The sequence below is a fragment of the Blastococcus sp. CT_GayMR16 genome (genome assembly GCF_004570875.1).
Lineage (GTDB): Bacteria > Actinomycetota > Actinomycetes > Mycobacteriales > Geodermatophilaceae > Blastococcus_B.
Genome location: NZ_SPQK01000025.1, coordinates 1 through 15,202, shown reverse-complemented (window position 1 = coordinate 15,202; position 15,202 = coordinate 1). Strand labels below are relative to the sequence as shown.

Annotated in this window: 16 protein-coding genes and 1 tRNA gene; 5 read left to right on the top strand and 12 right to left on the bottom strand. The window is 71.2% G+C overall.

Features of this window, described 5'->3' with window-relative positions; all coding sequences use genetic code 11:
• Positions 1-53 precede the first annotated feature (53 nt).
• From E4P38_RS20315 to E4P38_RS20305, 3 genes are all read left to right on the top strand, one after another.
• On the top strand, positions 54-1,067 hold the full coding sequence (locus E4P38_RS20315; RefSeq protein ID WP_135133808.1) for an ice-binding family protein: 1,014 nt from the start codon (positions 54-56) through the stop codon (positions 1,065-1,067).
• On the top strand, positions 1,055-1,684 hold the full coding sequence (locus E4P38_RS20310) for a class F sortase (protein ID WP_135133833.1): 630 nt from the start codon (positions 1,055-1,057) through the stop codon (positions 1,682-1,684). Before E4P38_RS20315 ends, E4P38_RS20310 begins: the two co-directional genes overlap by 13 nt.
• Before the next feature lie 131 nt (positions 1,685-1,815).
• Positions 1,816-3,630, top strand: a complete 1,815-nt coding sequence (locus tag E4P38_RS20305) for a sensor domain-containing diguanylate cyclase (RefSeq protein WP_135133807.1) — start codon at positions 1,816-1,818, stop codon at positions 3,628-3,630.
• Here E4P38_RS20305 and E4P38_RS20300 read toward each other — a convergent pair.
• The gene (locus E4P38_RS20300) at positions 3,611-4,882 is read right to left on the bottom strand and encodes an MFS transporter (protein WP_209309225.1); all 1,272 of its coding nucleotides are present in this window, start codon (positions 4,880-4,882) and stop codon (positions 3,611-3,613) included. The two genes, E4P38_RS20305 and E4P38_RS20300, sit on opposite strands and share 20 nt — an antisense overlap.
• Positions 4,883-5,007: 125 nt before the next feature.
• On the opposite strand from E4P38_RS20300, the gene E4P38_RS20295 reads away from it, so the two are divergent.
• Positions 5,008-5,481 carry a VanZ family protein gene (locus E4P38_RS20295; RefSeq protein WP_135133805.1) on the top strand — a complete coding sequence of 158 codons (474 nt, stop codon included), beginning with the start codon at positions 5,008-5,010 and terminating at the stop codon, positions 5,479-5,481.
• A gap of 1 nt (position 5,482) precedes the next feature.
• Here E4P38_RS20295 and E4P38_RS20290 read toward each other — a convergent pair whose 3' ends face one another.
• From E4P38_RS20290 to E4P38_RS20255, 8 genes are all read right to left on the bottom strand, one after another.
• On the bottom strand, positions 5,483-6,103 hold the full coding sequence (locus E4P38_RS20290; protein WP_135133804.1) for a hypothetical protein: 621 nt from the start codon (positions 6,101-6,103) through the stop codon (positions 5,483-5,485).
• 250 nt (positions 6,104-6,353) lie between these two features.
• On the bottom strand, positions 6,354-6,710 hold the full coding sequence (locus E4P38_RS20285; RefSeq protein WP_135133803.1) for a metalloregulator ArsR/SmtB family transcription factor: 357 nt from the start codon (positions 6,708-6,710) through the stop codon (positions 6,354-6,356).
• A 3-nt stretch (positions 6,711-6,713) separates the two neighbouring features.
• Positions 6,714-7,148, bottom strand: a complete 435-nt coding sequence (locus E4P38_RS20280) for an SRPBCC domain-containing protein (RefSeq protein WP_135133802.1) — start codon at positions 7,146-7,148, stop codon at positions 6,714-6,716.
• A gap of 119 nt (positions 7,149-7,267) precedes the next feature.
• Positions 7,268-9,694 (bottom strand): excinuclease ABC subunit UvrA, encoded by a 2,427-nt coding sequence (locus E4P38_RS20275; protein ID WP_135133801.1) that lies wholly within the window; start codon positions 9,692-9,694, stop codon positions 7,268-7,270.
• A 95-nt stretch (positions 9,695-9,789) separates the two neighbouring features.
• A complete protein-coding gene (locus tag E4P38_RS20270) occupies positions 9,790-10,230 on the bottom strand; it encodes a pyridoxamine 5'-phosphate oxidase family protein (RefSeq protein ID WP_245161191.1) in 441 nt (146 codons plus the stop codon).
• Between the two features lie 5 nt (positions 10,231-10,235).
• Positions 10,236-10,934, bottom strand: coding sequence for a hypothetical protein (locus E4P38_RS20265; RefSeq protein WP_245161190.1), 699 nt, complete (start codon positions 10,932-10,934; stop codon positions 10,236-10,238).
• A 1-nt stretch (position 10,935) separates the two neighbouring features.
• Positions 10,936-11,346, bottom strand: a complete 411-nt coding sequence (locus E4P38_RS20260; protein WP_135133799.1) for a VOC family protein — start codon at positions 11,344-11,346, stop codon at positions 10,936-10,938.
• A 20-nt stretch (positions 11,347-11,366) separates the two neighbouring features.
• Positions 11,367-11,801: a helix-turn-helix transcriptional regulator gene (locus tag E4P38_RS20255; RefSeq protein ID WP_135133798.1), complete on the bottom strand. Its 435-nt coding sequence runs from the start codon at positions 11,799-11,801 to the stop codon at positions 11,367-11,369.
• Between the two features lie 84 nt (positions 11,802-11,885).
• On the opposite strand from E4P38_RS20255, the gene E4P38_RS20250 reads away from it, so the two are divergent.
• Positions 11,886-12,956, top strand: a complete 1,071-nt coding sequence (locus E4P38_RS20250) for a DUF2332 domain-containing protein (protein WP_245161189.1) — start codon at positions 11,886-11,888, stop codon at positions 12,954-12,956.
• A gap of 891 nt (positions 12,957-13,847) precedes the next feature.
• Here E4P38_RS20250 and E4P38_RS20235 read toward each other — a convergent pair.
• The 3 genes from E4P38_RS20235 to E4P38_RS23045 form a co-directional block, all read right to left on the bottom strand.
• Positions 13,848-14,261, bottom strand: coding sequence for a VOC family protein (locus E4P38_RS20235; RefSeq protein WP_135133795.1), 414 nt, complete (start codon positions 14,259-14,261; stop codon positions 13,848-13,850).
• A complete protein-coding gene (locus E4P38_RS20230; RefSeq protein ID WP_135133794.1) occupies positions 14,258-14,887 on the bottom strand; it encodes a dihydrofolate reductase family protein in 630 nt (209 codons plus the stop codon). The genes E4P38_RS20235 and E4P38_RS20230 overlap by 4 nt, the downstream gene beginning before the upstream one ends.
• Before the next feature lie 164 nt (positions 14,888-15,051).
• A tRNA-Thr gene (locus E4P38_RS23045) sits at positions 15,052-15,121 on the bottom strand.
• Positions 15,122-15,202 lie beyond the last annotated feature (81 nt).

The following is a 15,202-nucleotide window of genomic DNA, read 5'->3' as shown; positions in this document are numbered from 1 at the left end:
CGACCCGCTGCCCTTACCGAATGTCCGGTTTCCGTCACCGTGCGCAATAGGGTGTGGGGACCGAGGACTCCTCGCGCTCCGGCAACCGCGTCGGCGTCGTCTTCAGCGCACCACCACATCCGGCCGCATCGGTCGGAGACGGGAGCGCCGACGACATGTCGGTCCGCCACGACCAGCCGCGCCTCACCTCCCGACCGCGGTCCCGCCGCGCGCGCTACGCCGCGGCCGCCGCGGCAGGGGTGGTCGCGATCTCGGCGACCTTCCTCGCCTCCGTCGGCACCGCCCAAGCCGCCGCCGTCCTGGTGCCGATGGGTACCGCGGAACCGTTCGCCGTCCTCGGCGGGCTGGGCATCAGCAGTACCGGGACGACCCTGATCAACGGCGACATCGGGTCCCTCCCCAATCCCGTGATGAACGTGACCGGATCGGTGGTCCTGACCGGCACCGACCACCGCGGCGACGGCGTGACCGCGACCGCGAAGTCCGACCTCACGGCCGCCTACCTGAACGCCGCGGCCCAGCCGAGCGACGTCACGGTCGGCACCACCGACCTGGCCGGGCAGACCCTGACCCCGGGGACGTACACCTCGGCGTCGACCCTCTCGATCAGCGGCCCGACGCCGCTGACCCTGAACGGCGGCCCGAGTGATGTCTTCGTGTTCCAGGCCGGCTCCAGCCTCGTCACCTCACCGACCACGTCCGTCGTCCTGATCGGCGGCGTCACCCCGTGCAACGTCTTCTGGCAGGTCGGCAGCTCCACGACGCTGGGCGTCAACTCCACCTTCGTCGGCACGATCATGACGCTGACGGACAGCACGATGAACACCGGCGCGACCCTGACCGGCTCACTGCTCACCCGCAACGGGGCCGTGTCGCTGGACTCGAACACGATCCTGCGGCCCGCCTGCGCGTCGCCGGTGACCGGCGGGACGAGCACGGTGACGACGCCGGCCCTCACGGGTGCCGCGGACGGCGCCGGAGCCGGCAGCGGTCAGGTCAGGCGGGTCCCGGTCGGGTCCGTCGACGCCGGCGGCGGCGACATCACGGGACGGCTCTGGTCGTCCTGACCCCTGCCCACGGGTGGAGAGGGGCCGCCGTCCTGGCTCTCACCCTGGTCCTCGCCGTCGGCTGTTCCAGTGACCCGGCCACCCGATCGGCGAGCAGCGTCCCCGCGGCCACGAGCGCGGCGCCGTCGGCACCGACGGTCGACGCCCTCGGGCCGCTGTCCCCGTCTGCCCCGCTACGGCTGCGGATCCCGGCGATCGAGGTCGACTCCCCGCTCATGGATCTCGGGTTGCTCGAGGACGGGTCGCTGGAGGTGCCTCCCGAGGGCTTCCCGGCGGGCTGGTACACCGGCGCCCCGACGCCCGGGTCGCTCGGCCCGGCGATCATCGCCGGCCACGTGGACTGGGCGGGAGCCCCCGGTGTCTTCTTCGCACTACGCGACCTCACCGCGGGCGACACCATCACCGTCGACCGCGAGGACGGCACCACGGCCCTGTTCCGCGTCGGCAGCGTGCAGCAGTTCCCGAAGGACGCGTTCCCGACCGACGCGGTCTACGCCGACATCGACCATGCGGGGCTGCGGCTGATCACCTGCGGGGGCTCCTTCGACGCGGATGCCCGCAGCTACCGGGACAACATCGTGGTCTTCGCCGACCTGGCCGGCGTGGACCCCACCTGACGTTCGCCCCACTCACGTCCCTCGGACGGGTGACAGTGCGCCCCGGTCGCGAGTGCGCCTTACAGCTTCTGCCGGCAGTGCCGATCACCAATGCAACGAGCACGTCTGGAACGCCTGGAAGGAGACCGGAGATGGCAGCGACACCGGTTGCCGCTTCGACCCCTACCGCTCCTCCTCGGCTGAGCGTGCGCCGCCGGATCATCCTGCTGGTGGCGTTCCTCGCCACGGCGGCAGGAGCACTCGGCCTCGCCGTCGTCCCCCACCTGCCCGGCCCCGAGGTCACGCTGGACCTCCCGTGGATCGCCTGGGTGGCGGCGTTCGCCATCAGCGAGGTCCTGGTCGTCCACGTCCAGCTGCAGCGGGACTCGCACTCCTTCTCCTTGACCGACCTGGTCCTCGTCGCCGGCCTCTATCTCCTCGAGCCGACGGCCCTGATCACGGCGCAGGTCGCTGGGGTCGGCCTGATCCTCGTGCTCCACCGCCGCCAGTACGGGCTCAAGCTGGCGTTCAACGTCGTCCAGTACTCCCTCGCCGGCTGCCTGGCCACGATCGTCTTCAGCACGCTGGGGCGGGCGACAGCCCTCCCTGGGGCCTGGGACTGGGTCGCCGCCCTGGCCGCGGTCGGGGTCTCCACGGCCACCGCCTGTGCCTGCATCTACGCGGTCATGCGCGTCTCGGAGGCCTCCCTGGGCCTCGGCGAGCTGCCCCGCATGCTGGCGCTGTCGCTGCCCTTCGCCCTCGGGGTCGCCGCGGTGGGGCTGCTCGCCGCCGACACGGCCGCGCAGAACCCGGCATCGCTGGTCCTGCTCGCCCTGCCGTCGGGCCTGCTGATCGCCGCCTACCGCGCCTATGCGAAGGCCCGCGAGCAGCAGAACAACCTCCGGCTGCTGCACGAGATCACCTCGCTGCTCTACAACAGCGACGACGCCCCGACCGCACTGACCGACTTCCTCACCGCCGTGCGCGGCGCCTTCCGGGCCGAGTCCGCCGAGTTGGTGCTGTTCGGCGAAGGGGACGCCGCACCGACGCTCAGCCGGAGCCGTGACGGTGAGAAGCCGATCGCCCTCCGGGTGCTCGAGCGCCGGGAGGACGCCGACCGACTCGTCGCGTGGGCCACCGAGAGCGACCTGCACACCACGCGCACCGGCGCCGGGCCGCAGTCCGAGCTCGACCGCTACGCCGCCCGCAACGCCCTCAAGGACGCGATGGTCTCGGTGCTGATCACCGAGGGCCGCGTGCAGGGTCTCCTGCTGGTCTCCGGCCGGCTCGGCGACGTCGGCACGTTCGCCGGCAGCGACCTGGCCCTGCTCGAGACCTTCGCCCGGCACGTCGCCACCTCCCTGGACCGGGGACGGCTGGAGACCGACCTCCGCCGGGTCATCGAGCTGCAGGAGGAATTGCGTCACGCGGCGATGCACGACCCGCTGACCGAGCTGCCGAACCGGACGCTGTTCCTCGACCGGACCGAGCACGACCTGCACCTGGCCGGTCGCAACGGCCAGTGGCCCGCCGTCCTCTACATCGACCTCGACGGCTTCAAGCCGGTGAACGACACCTACGGCCATCAGGCCGGCGACCTGCTGCTGAAGGTCTTCAGCCAGCGGCTGCACGCGTGCGTGCGCACCGCCGACACCGCCGCCCGCCTCGGTGGGGACGAGTTCGCCGTTCTGCTGCACGGTCCGATCGACGTGGAGGGCGTGGAGACCGCACTCGCCCGGATCCGCACGGAACTCGACGTGCCGGTGGATCTCGGTGGCGGGCGGACCGCGAAGGTGGGCGCCAGCATCGGCGTGGCCTTCTCCGGCGCCGACACCGACATCGACGGCCTCATCCGCCGTGCCGACCTGGCGATGTACACGGCCAAGCGCAACGGCCGCGGCGTCTCGGTCTTCTACGACCCGTCGCTCGAGGACGAGCCGACCGTCGTCACGGCACCCCGGGACTGACCGCCTGCTCCCCCGCGGCGATCGTCGCGTGGTGGGTGTGCGCCAGCCGTCGGAAGACGTAGAGCGCCGGTAGCCCGAGGACGAGCAGCGCGGTGCCGGCGATCGGGAACACCGCCTCGAAGCCGAAGGCTGCGGCCAGTCCACCGCCGACGGCCGGCCCGAGCTGCGCCGACAGCGCCGAGACGCTCTGGTACAGGCCGAACACCGAACTGACCGCCGCCGCCGAGACGACCCCGGGCAGCAGCGCCACGGTGCTGGTCTGCAGCGATCCCTGGAACAGCGACATCGCGATCACGAGGATCGCGAGCTGCCCCACGGTCGACGACATCCCGGCCGGCAGCAGGAACACCGCGACCCCCAGGACGGAGACCAGCAGCACCGGCTGCAGGCCGAACCTCCGGATGAGGCGGCCGGCGAGGACGGCGGAGATCGCACTCGCCGCGGAGATGCCGAAGAACAGCCAGCCCACGACGGCAGTCGTGGATGCCCCGTCCGGCAGCAGGGTGACGACGAACGGCGGCAGGACCGGCTGGATCATCGCCGCGGCGTAGCTGAGGGTGAGCACCACGACCAGCGCGCTCCAGACGACCGGCGTCCGCAGGGCGAGCCGCAGCGCGCCGGTGCCCTTCGCCGGCTTGACGTAGGGCACCCGCTCTTCGCGGATGAACAACGCGCTGACGATCGACCCGGAGTACATCAGGATGCCCGCGGCGATGAACGTGTTGCGATACCCCAGGAACCCGACCGCCACGGCGGCGAAGACCGGCCCCAGCGCGAGTCCGGCGAGCATGGCGGCCTGGGTCTGGCCGAGTGCGCGGGACAACAGCGATCGCGGGGTGCCGGTCGCGATCAGCGCCATCGCCGCGGCCGGGGCCCCGGCCATGAAACCGATGAGCCCACGGATGACGACCACCTGCCAGGTGCTCGTGCACAACCCCAGCAGCAGGAGGCCGGTCGCTCCGGCGAAGGACGCCCGCACCAGCATCGGCTTGCGCCCGAACCGGTCACCGAGGGCACCCCAGAGCGGACCGCCGAAGAAGGAGCCGATGCCGCCCAGCCCGGTGGCGATGCCCGCCCACAAGGCGGCGTCCGGGCCGCTCAACCCGTCGATGTCCTGCAGGTAGAGCGGCAGGAAGGGGACGGTGAAGGAGAAGGAGACGGTGAGCAGGAAGACGCACATGATCGAGAGGAAGTTCGTGCGCCGCCAGCCCGGGGAACCCTGCTCGTGGTCCACGGCTGCGGGCACGCTCACGTCGCCGTCACGGCTCGGAAGCTACCAGGCTTACCGGAAGCCACTCGGCACCGAGAACGCCGGTCCACAGGGAATGCTCAGCCGGCACCCAGGCCGCAGCCGGTCACGGCGCGGACGCTCGAGCCATGGCGGGCTCCATGGTGCACACGGTCCTCGATCCGGCGAGCGGTCGACGGGCCGGGGACGCCGGTGCGCGCGCGACGGCGATCGGCCTGCTGCTCTCGCTGGCGGTGGTCGCCCTCCTGACGCTGACCCCCGAGGGCCAGGGCTGGGCGTGGGGATCGCCCGCCGCCGAAGCTCGCTGGTACCTCACGGGCCTGGACTCGACCGCGACCGCGCTGCAGCTGGCCGGCAACCTTGCCCTCCTCGCGGTGCCGGCCGCCCTGACCGTCCTGCGATGGCCGCGGCTCGCGGCCCTACCGGTTCTGGCCGCGCTCTCCCTCGCCGTGGGCGCCGGCATCGAGCTGCTGCAGTGGGCGCTCCCGCTGGGACGCGTGGTGTCCCCGCTGGACGCCGTCCTCAATGCAACCGGTGCCGTCGTCAGCGGCACGCTGGCCGCGCACCTGCAGCGAGGCGCGCGGCCAGCCGTGAGCGTCTGATTCAGGCGGCCGGTCGGACGACGTGGCCGCTGGCTCCCCCGAAGGCGTCGACCAGGAAGCCGCGCGCCGCGAGCACGTCGGCGACCGCCCGGTTCATGACCTGCTGCACCAGCGCGGCCGGGGCGAGGCCGTGGACCCGGTCGACGCTCATCCGGTCGTGCTGGCGCCAGGTGACGACGATGCCGCCGAGCACCGGCTCGGGGATGAGGCAGGCTCCGCCCACCTCGTCGCTGGGACCGGCCGAGTCGTGCAGGGGCAGGCCCGCTTCGGCCAGCGCCGCGGTGACCTCCACGACCAGGGTGGTCAGCGGGTCGTCGTCGGAGAGGACCGTCGCCCAGTCGTCCGGGAGCCGCTCGAGCTGCTCGCCGAGGTGGGCCAGCCAGGCCCAGTCCTGGGGCGAGGGCTTACGGGTGAGACCGCCGTCCGTGCGGCGGACGCCGTAGACCGGCCGGGTGCCCTCGGGCCCGAGAGTCGCCGCCCACCGGGCCTCACCACGATCTGGGAACGGCCCGGCCACGATGCGGCCCGGCCCATCTGCCTCATCGACCACGAGCCACCAGCCCTGGCCGACTTTTCCACCGACCAAGACCTCACTGCTGGACAGACCGCCCACGCCACTCACCGATCCCACTCCATGAATCCACTGTCGCCGGGGAAGGGCGACAGCCACCGCCAGCCGTGGCGGATGACTGAAAGATAGGCGGGACGACGCCCGCGACCGGCCCCCCGCGACGGGCTGAGACACCGCGTTCCCGAATCGTTGCCAAGTCACGCTCACCGGCCCCGTGACCTGCCTCAGGACGCACCTACTTGTCGACAGCTCGACCCCCTCCGAGCGTGGAAATCGCCGCGACCGGCACTCATGACACTGGTCATCCGCCGGAGCCCGGCGTGTCCGCCTCGGCGATCCGCTTGATCGTCGCCAGTCGTCGGTCCCAGTCCGCCGCGAGCGCGGCCATCCACCGCGCCGTCCCGTCCAGCGCCGCGGGCCGCACCGCGTACCGCACCTCGCGGCCGACCCGGCTGCCCGCGACCAACCCGGCGGCATCCAGGACGGCGAGGTGCTTGACCACCGCCTGCCGCGAGACGGGCACCTGCTCGGCGAGCGTCGTGGCGGTGGCCTCGCCCTGTGCGGCGAGCAGGTCGAGCAGCTGACGCCGTGTCGGGTCGGCCAGCGCGACGAGGACGCCGTCGACCGCCTCCCCGGCGGTGCGCCGTTCCTTCGTCACTGACTATTCGGCGCGCGTCTTGAGCGCGTCGAGCACCTGTGGCCAGCCGCCGGTGTTGTCCTCCACCGCCTTGCTGCGCAGCTCCTCGGACCCGGCGAGTGCGGCGAACCCGCTCTCCACGACGCGCAGCCGCGTCGTGTCCCCCTCGGCGGTGAGGGTGAACTCCACGAGCGTGCTGTTGTCCGCACTGAGCTCGGCACCGGGGAACGCGCTGGCCCAGCGGTAGGCCAGGTACGTCGGCGCGTCGACCTTCTCCACGCGCACCGGGAATTCGCCGTACTGCGCGTTCTTGGCCACCATCGACTCCCCCTCCCTCGCCACCGTGCCGGCGAGGGTCGCCTCGTCGGCCACCCAGAAGCCGGGTTGGGCCACCAGCGTCCAGACCCGCTCCAGCGGTGCTGCGATCAGGGTCTCGCGTTCGATCCGGTCCTCGCTCATCAGTGCTCCTCCGTCTGGGGTTTCGGCAATTCGTGCAACCCCAGAGTTGCACAGAGCCTTAGGACGCGCAACCCTGGAGTTGCACTCAGGAGGTGCTCCCCGGTCCTGTGAGGACCCGGTCAGGATCCGACGTACTCCGCGAGGTGCTCGCCGGTGAGGGTGGAGCGGTCGGCGACGAGATCGGCGGGGGTGCCTTCGAAGACGATCCGGCCGCCGTCGTGACCGGCGCCCGGGCCGAGGTCGACGATCCAGTCGGCGTGCGCCATGACCGCCTGGTGGTGCTCGATGACGATGACCGACTTGCCGGAGTCGACGAGCCGGTCGAGCAGGCCGAGCAGCTGCTCGACATCGGCGAGGTGCAGGCCGGTGGTCGGCTCGTCGAGGACGAGGACGTTGCCCTTCTCGCCCATGTGGGTGGCCAGCTTGAGCCGCTGCCGCTCGCCGCCGGAGAGCGTGGTGAGCGGCTGACCGAGGCTGAGATAGCCGAGCCCGACGTCGGCGAGTCGGTCGAGGATGGTGTGCGCGGCCGGAGTGCGCGCCTCGCCGGCACCGAAGAACTCCTCGGCCTCGGTCACCGGCATCGCCAGCACCTCGGCGATGTTCCGGCCGCCGAACGTGTACTCCAGCACCGAGGCCTGGAACCGCCTCCCCTCGCACACCTCGCAGACGGATTCGACGGTGGCCATGACACCCAGCTCGGTGTAGATCACGCCGGCGCCGTTGCAGTTGGGGCAGGCACCCTCGGAGTTGGAGCTGAAGAGCGCCGGCTTCACGCCGTTGGCCTTCGCGAACGCCTTGCGGATGGGATCGAGCAGGCCGGTGTATGTCGCCGGGTTGCTCCGGCGGGAGCCGCGGATCGCTCCCTGGTCGATCACCACCACGCCCTCGCGACCGGAGACCGAGCCGTGGATCAGCGAGCTCTTGCCGGAGCCGGCGACACCGGTGATCACGCAGAGCACCCCGAGCGGGATGTCGACGTCCACGTCCTGGAGGTTGTGGCTCGACGCCCCGCGGATCTCCAGCGCCCCGGACGCGGGGCGCACCGCCTTCTTGAGGGTCGCCCGGTCGTCGAGATGGCGGCCGGTGGTGGTGTCACTCCCCCGCAACCCCTCGACGGTGCCCTCGAACACCACCTCGCCACCGCCGGTCCCGGCACCGGGGCCGAGGTCCACGACGTGGTCGGCGATCGCGATCATCTCGGGCTTGTGCTCGACGACCAGCACGGTGTTGCTCTTGTCCCGCAGCTGCAGCAACAGCTGGTTCATCCGCTGGATGTCGTGCGGGTGCAGCCCGATCGAGGGCTCGTCGAAGACGTAGGTGACGTCGGTGAGGGACGAGCCGAGGTGGCGGATCATCTTGGTGCGCTGCGCCTCACCGCCGGACAGGGTGCCTGCGGGCCGGTCGAGCGAGAGGTAGCCCAGCCCGATCTCGGCGAACGAGTCGAGGAGGTGCTGCAGCCCGGTGAGCAGCGGGGCGACGGTCCCCCGCGGGGGGCTAGCGCCATGATCCCCGCGGGCGGTGCCCCCAGGCTCCTCGAGCGCGCGGACCCACGCGGCGAGGTCGCTGATCTGCATCTCGCAGAGGTCGGCGATGTTCTTGCCCTCGATTCTCGACGACCGGGCCTCGGGGCTGAGCCGCGTGCCGTGGCACTCGGGGCACGGCTGGAACGTGATCGCGCGCTCCACGAAGGCGCGGATGTGCGGCTGCATCGCGTCGACGTCCTTGGAGAGCATCGACTTCTGGATCTTCGGGATGACGCCCTCGTAGGTGAGGTTGATGCCCTCGACCTTGATCTTCGTCGGCTCCTTGTAGAGGAGGTCGTTCAGCTCCTTCTTCGTGAACTTCGCGATCGGCTTGTCCATGTCGAAGCCGGCGCCGCTGAAGATCCGGCCGTACCAGCCGTCCATGCTGTAGCCAGGGATCGTCAGCGCACCGTCGGCCAGCGACTTGTTCTCGTCGTACAACGCCGTGAGGTCGAAGTCGGAGACCGAGCCCATGCCCTCGCAGCGCGGACACATGCCGCCCATGTAGATCACGTCGCGCACGACGTTCTTCTCGACCCGGCCGCCGGCCTTCTCCGTGCTCATCACGCCGCTCGCCTTCCGCGTCGGGACGTTGAACGAGAACGCGGTGGGCGGACCGATGTGCGGCCTGCCCAGTCGGCTGAAGAGGATCCGGAGCATCGCGTTGGCGTCGGTCGCGGTGCCGACGGTGGAACGCGGGTTGGCGCCCATCCGCTCCTGGTCGACGATGATCGCCGTGGTCAGCCCCTCGAGCAGGTCGACCTCGGGCCGCGCCAAGGTCGGCATGAACCCTTGCACGAAGGCGCTGTAGGTCTCGTTGATCAGCCGCTGCGACTCCGCGGCGATCGTGCCGAACACCAGCGAACTCTTGCCGGAGCCGGAGACGCCGGTGAACACCGTCAGCCGGCGCTTCGGGATCTCGACGCTGACGTCCTTGAGGTTGTTCACGCGCGCGCCCTGGACGCGGATCACGTCGTGGCCGTCGGCGACGTGCAGCCCGGGCGAGTGCGTGTCCGTGCTCATGTGTCTCCCTCTGGACGGCGGCCACGCCGCTCGGCGCAAGATCGTATCGATCCAGGCCGCTGCGGCCCGGCCGAGTTTCTCGGCGCTGCATCCCGTCAGGACAACCAACAGCCGTCGCGCATCAGTTCCCGGTCGGGCAGCTCGTCCACCTCGCGCCACGCCTGGATGCGGCGCGGGGTGATGCGGAACCAGCGGTACGGACCGACCGATGCGCGCGGGTCGAACCCGGCGCGCGCGGCGAACCGGTCACCCCACTCCTCCGGCAGCGCGTCGATCTCGAGGACGTCGACCTCGCCCTCGATCATCGACACGTCGCGGGTGTGGCCCAGCGCCAGCCGGACGGCGCGGGTGGCGGCGAGGTTCCGGCCCGTCGGGCTGTCCGCCGGGGTGGCCAGCAGCAGCGCCTCGCCGTCCCAGTCGAACGACAACGGCACCAGGTACGGAGCGCCGTCCGCCGAGGAGCTGGCCACCCAGAGGTCGACGTCGTGGGTGAGCCGGTGCTCGGTGTCGCGGCGACGCTCCGCGCGGGATCGCACCTGGATCAGCGCGGGGACGCGGTCGAGGTCGTCCCGCTGCCCGCCTCGGAGGACGGGGCCTCCCGGGCGGTGGCCTCCCAGGCGGTGGCCTCCCTGGCGGTGGCCTCCCAGGCGAACCCGTCCGGATCGATGAAGGAACCAGCATCGCTGCCGATCACGACCCGGTGCGACCCCGTGCCGTCCGGGGAGACTCCCGCGTCCTTGGCGGCGGCGCGGCGCGGGTAGAGCGCGAGCTTGACGGGCGATGCCGGGAGGTCGAACTCGACGTACTTGCCGCCGAAGCTCTTCCCCACGGCCAGGCCGCGTTCGACGTAGAACCGCTTGCTCGCCTTGACGTCCGCGACCCCCAGCAGGAGCACGAGCTCGTCGATCTCCCGGCTGGGCGGCCGGGTCTCCTTCTTCGACGAGGTCGCGACCTTCCAGATGGCGCCATCCGGGGCCTGCACGACGCCGCCGTAGCCCCAGAAGCTCCTGGTGGCCGGCTTCAGCGCCGTCGCCCCGCCGCCGAGGGCGGTGCCGATGAGGCTGTCGACGGTGCTCGGCTGCGGCACCACGAGCGACAGCGTGAAGCCCCGGAAGCCGGTCGTCGGCGCGTCCGACGCGCGTACTCCCAGCCCGGTGCCCAGACCGAAAGCAGCGGCGTAGAAGGCCTCGGCGGCCGACGGGTCGGGAACCTCGAGGGTGACCGAGCTGATGGAGGTCATCTCAGCTCAGCTCCTGGATGCGGACCATGTTGCCCGCGGGGTCGCGGAAGGCGCAGTCGCGGACGCCGTACGGCTGCTGGGTCGGTTCCTGGACGACCTCGACGTCGCCGGCCTGGACCTTCTCGAAGGTGCCGTCGAGGTCGGAGGTGGCCAGCAGGATCCAGCCGTAGGTGCCCTTGGCCATCATCTCGGCGATGGTGCGGCGCTCGTCGTCGGTGATGCCGGGGTCGACGGCCGGAGGCGCGAGGAGGATGCAGGTGTCGGGCTGGTCGGCGGGGCCCACCGTGATCCAGCGCATCTTGCCGTTCCCGACGTCGTTGCGGACCTCGAACCCGAGGGTGTCCCGGTAGAAGGCCAGGGAGGCGTCCGGGTCGTCGTGCGGGAGGACGCTCGTGTGAATGGTGATGTCCATGGCCGCCACGCTAGGGGCGCCTACGGGACCCGTGCTTCTTGATTCCTGATCGGTCTCGTCACCTGTTTCGCCACGCACGGGGGCATGCCCGCCGCCGCGCCCGCAGCCTCACGCCGGTAGACGCTGGGCGGCATCCCGACCAGTTCGGTGAAGCGGGTGCTGAAGGTGCCGAGCGACGAGCAGCCGACGGTGAAACAGACGTCGGTGACGCTGAGGTCGCCGCGACGCAGCAGGGCCATCGCGCGCTCGATCCGCCGCGTCATCAGGTAGCCGTACGGCGATTCGCCGAAGGCGAGCTTGAACTCGCGGCTGAGGTGACCGGCCGACATGTGCGCCCCGCGGGCGAGTGCCTCGACGTTGAGCGGCTGCGCGTACTCCCGGTCGATCCGGTCGCGGACACGACGCAGTCGCGCGAGGTCGCGCAGGTGCTGTTCCGCAGGAGTACTGCCGGTCACGTGCGAGATGGTGCCACGCGCACGGGGGCGATCGAACCTCCGAATAGCATCGGCGGGATGCCAGGGCCGAGCGCAGGAGGCGCCGTGCCTCCGGTCGGGCCCCGCACCCTCGCTCAGGTGTACCGGCACTTCGGTGAGGTCGAGGCCGCCGGCACGTCGTCGCTGTACGAGCGCGTCGCCATCGCGCTGAGTCGGTCCGACGAGGCGCTACGCGCGATCGAGGCGGTACCGGCGCGGAAGCGGCACCCCACCTTGATCCTCGCCGCGCTGCACGACCTCGCCCTGGCCGGACGCGCCCCCGCCCTCGCCGCGGCCTATGCGGCTGCCGACGGCGACGCTGCCGCCGGCGCGGCGATCGACACGCTGCTGCGTATGACCGACGCGGTCGTGGCCATCGCCGTGCGCCGGCGGACGCAGACCTTCGAGACCGGACGCTGCGCCGTGCTCTATCCGGCCCTCGCGGAGGCCACGCGCCGGGTGGGCGCGGATGGCGTCGGACTGATCGACGTGGGCCCGTCGGCCGGCCTCAATCTCCATGTCGATCGCGTCGGCATCACCTACAGCAACGGGCAATCGCTGGGCGACCCGTCGTGTCCCGTGCAGTTGTCGTCCTCGATCGTGGGAGACCGGTCCCTCCCGACGCGGGCGATGCCCGAGGTCGTCGCCCGGGTCAGCGTCGACGTCGATCCGGTGGACGTGACCGACGCGGAGAACGCCCGATGGTTGCGCGCCTGCCTGTCGCCGGATCAGCCGGAGCGGGCGGCGAGTCTCGAGGCGGAGCTGGCGTTGGTGGCGACGGCCCCTCCGCTGCTTCTGCACGGTAACCCGCTCGAGGTGTTGCCCGACGCCATCGCCGGTGTGCCGTCGGGCGCCCTGCCCGTGGTCATCACGACGTGGGCGCTGTCGTCCTTCCCGCTCGAGAGCCGCCTGCGCTTCCTGCACCGCCTCGACGAAGCGGCGTCCGGCCGGGCGGTGGCGTGGGTGTCAGCGGAGGGGGTCGGAGTCGCCCCGGCGATACCGACCCTCGGCGATCGCCGCGCTTCGGGCCACAGCATCATCGGCCTGGCGGTGTTCGATGGGTCGGCTCTGCGCGCCCAGGCCATCGGCCGCTGCTGGTCGCGGGGCCGCCTCATGGCGTGGCTTGCAGACTCCTAGTGCCTCGCCCGGGCCTACGGGATGGATCAGGTCGTAGGCGGCGGAGAGCTTCTTGGGGACGACCATGCGCCAGGCGTCGACGACGAGCTCGCGGGCCTCGACGGCGTCGAGTGCAGCAAGGTCGGCGTGGACCCAGTTGAACCGCAGATCCGACGCCCCCGGCATCTGGAACTTGCGCGGCTCGCTCAGGACGAGCGCCTCCCGCTCCTCCTTCGGGAACGCGAAGCCCATCACGCTCTCGTCCAGGGAGAACGCCACGTAGACGATCTGCTTGACGCGGAACTTCAATCTGCCGCGTACGTACACCTGGTACGAGCGCTCCAACTCCGCGCCCAGCGACCGAACGTCCTCGATCACAGCCATGCTCAGCACCCATCCGTCAGGGCACGGGCCGACCGGCTGCCCGCACCCCGTCCCGTACCCACGACTCGGTCTGTTGCGTCGCGCACACAGGATTGACTGCGACGCCGGACCGGAGTCATCGGATGTCACGTTCGCGGTGCTTGAAGGCTCGTCCTCTCGGGACCGGGAGTCGTCGCCTCCACACCCCGCATTCGCGATGGGACGCTTGCCGGCATGCATGGACACGGTGCGCGGGAGATCGTCGAGGAGATGCTGCGACGCCAGCAGGCCGGCGACACCACCTTTCTCGACGAGCTCGTCGACGTGGACATGGTCAACCACGCGGCCGGTCCTCAGGGCCGCCGCGGGCTGGCCTGGATCCTGCGCACCGTCGACCACGATCTCGGGCCGGTCACCCTCGAACAGCACCATCTCATCGGGGACGGCGACATCGTGGCGCAGCACCTCACCCTGCACGGCACCCATCGGGAGTCGACGATGCCGCTGCTCGCCGACCTGCCCCGTCGGGTCCGACCAACTCCATCGCTGTCACGACCAGTCGGCCGCGGTGAGGCCGTCGGCATGGCCGGTGCGCCACTGGACCAGCTCGATCCGATTGCCGTCGGGGTCCGTGAGCCAGCTGGTCAGGAAGTCCGCTGAACCATCGGGCGACTCGGGCTCCGCAACGTCGATGCCCTTCGCTCTGAGGTCGGTGACGGTCGCATCCATCGACTCCACCTGGATGACGAGGTGACTGAGGCCGGTGCCCCGAGGTCTGCCGGCTTCGGTGGGGTCGAAGACGAGCTCGACACTGACGCCGTCGTCGTCGGGCAGTGTGAGCATGGTCAGCTGCCCGAACGGGGTGTCCGGCACCCGCCCGACCACGTGGTAGCCGACGGCCGTGTAGAAGGCGACAGCTCGATCGGGGTCAGCGACCCGGAGGCCGACGTGCAACGTCCTCATCGGTTCGCTCCCGTGGCCGGGGTCGATGGAGGCCGCTGTATGCGGTAGCGGAGGTGCAGAACCCGGTGGGCGGGGCCGGCGTCCGAAGCGTTCGACTCGCGGATCAGCTCGAGCTCGGTCGGATCGGCCGGCAGGTGGTCGAACAGCCGTCGTCCTTGGCCGAGGAGGACGGGGACGACGTGCAGTTCCATCTCGTCGAGTTCACCGGCCCGCAGCAGCGCTTGGGCAGCGCCGGCGCCCAGCACCACCACGTCTGCGTAGCCTGCGGCGGCGCGGGCCTGCGCGGCGCAGGCGTGGACGTCGGTCACGTATCGGACGCTGCCTGGCGGAGGCTCCTCCGGAACCTGGTGGGTGAGCACGAAGACCGGGACGCCGTTGTGGTGGTCACCGTGCCAGCGGTCGGCGTGCTCGTAGGTGCGGCGGCCGGAGATCACGGCACGGGTCGCGTTCATCTCGGCGAACACCTGACCGTTCGGTCCCGGGTCGAGGCGGTGGTCCAGCCAGTTGAACAGCCGGAACCCGCCGATGCCCATCGGCGCGTCCACGCTGTCCTGGGGCCCGACGACGAACCCGTCGAGGGACATGGTCATGTCCAGCCGGATCGCGTGGCTTCTGGGCGGCGTCATGCGGATTCGACGTCCTTTCGGTGCGGCACAGGCCGTGCGCCCATGTAGACCTGCTGACGACACCGAACTCATCGGCGGTCATGGGTGGTCGAGCGTCCACCTGACCGCAGCCGAGAAGCAGCGGCAAAGCGTCACGGATCCGCCGAGGTCGCACCTCAGCACGGTGGGCCCCGAGGGGATCGAACCCTCAACCCGCGGATTACAAGTTCGCTAGTTCGGCACCCTTTCGGGCACACGGTGACTCTGTGCGACCGCTGCTCCCCCGCCGCCTTCCGCCGGGGACCATCGTCGATCCGCGGCCCGCAACGGCCGCCG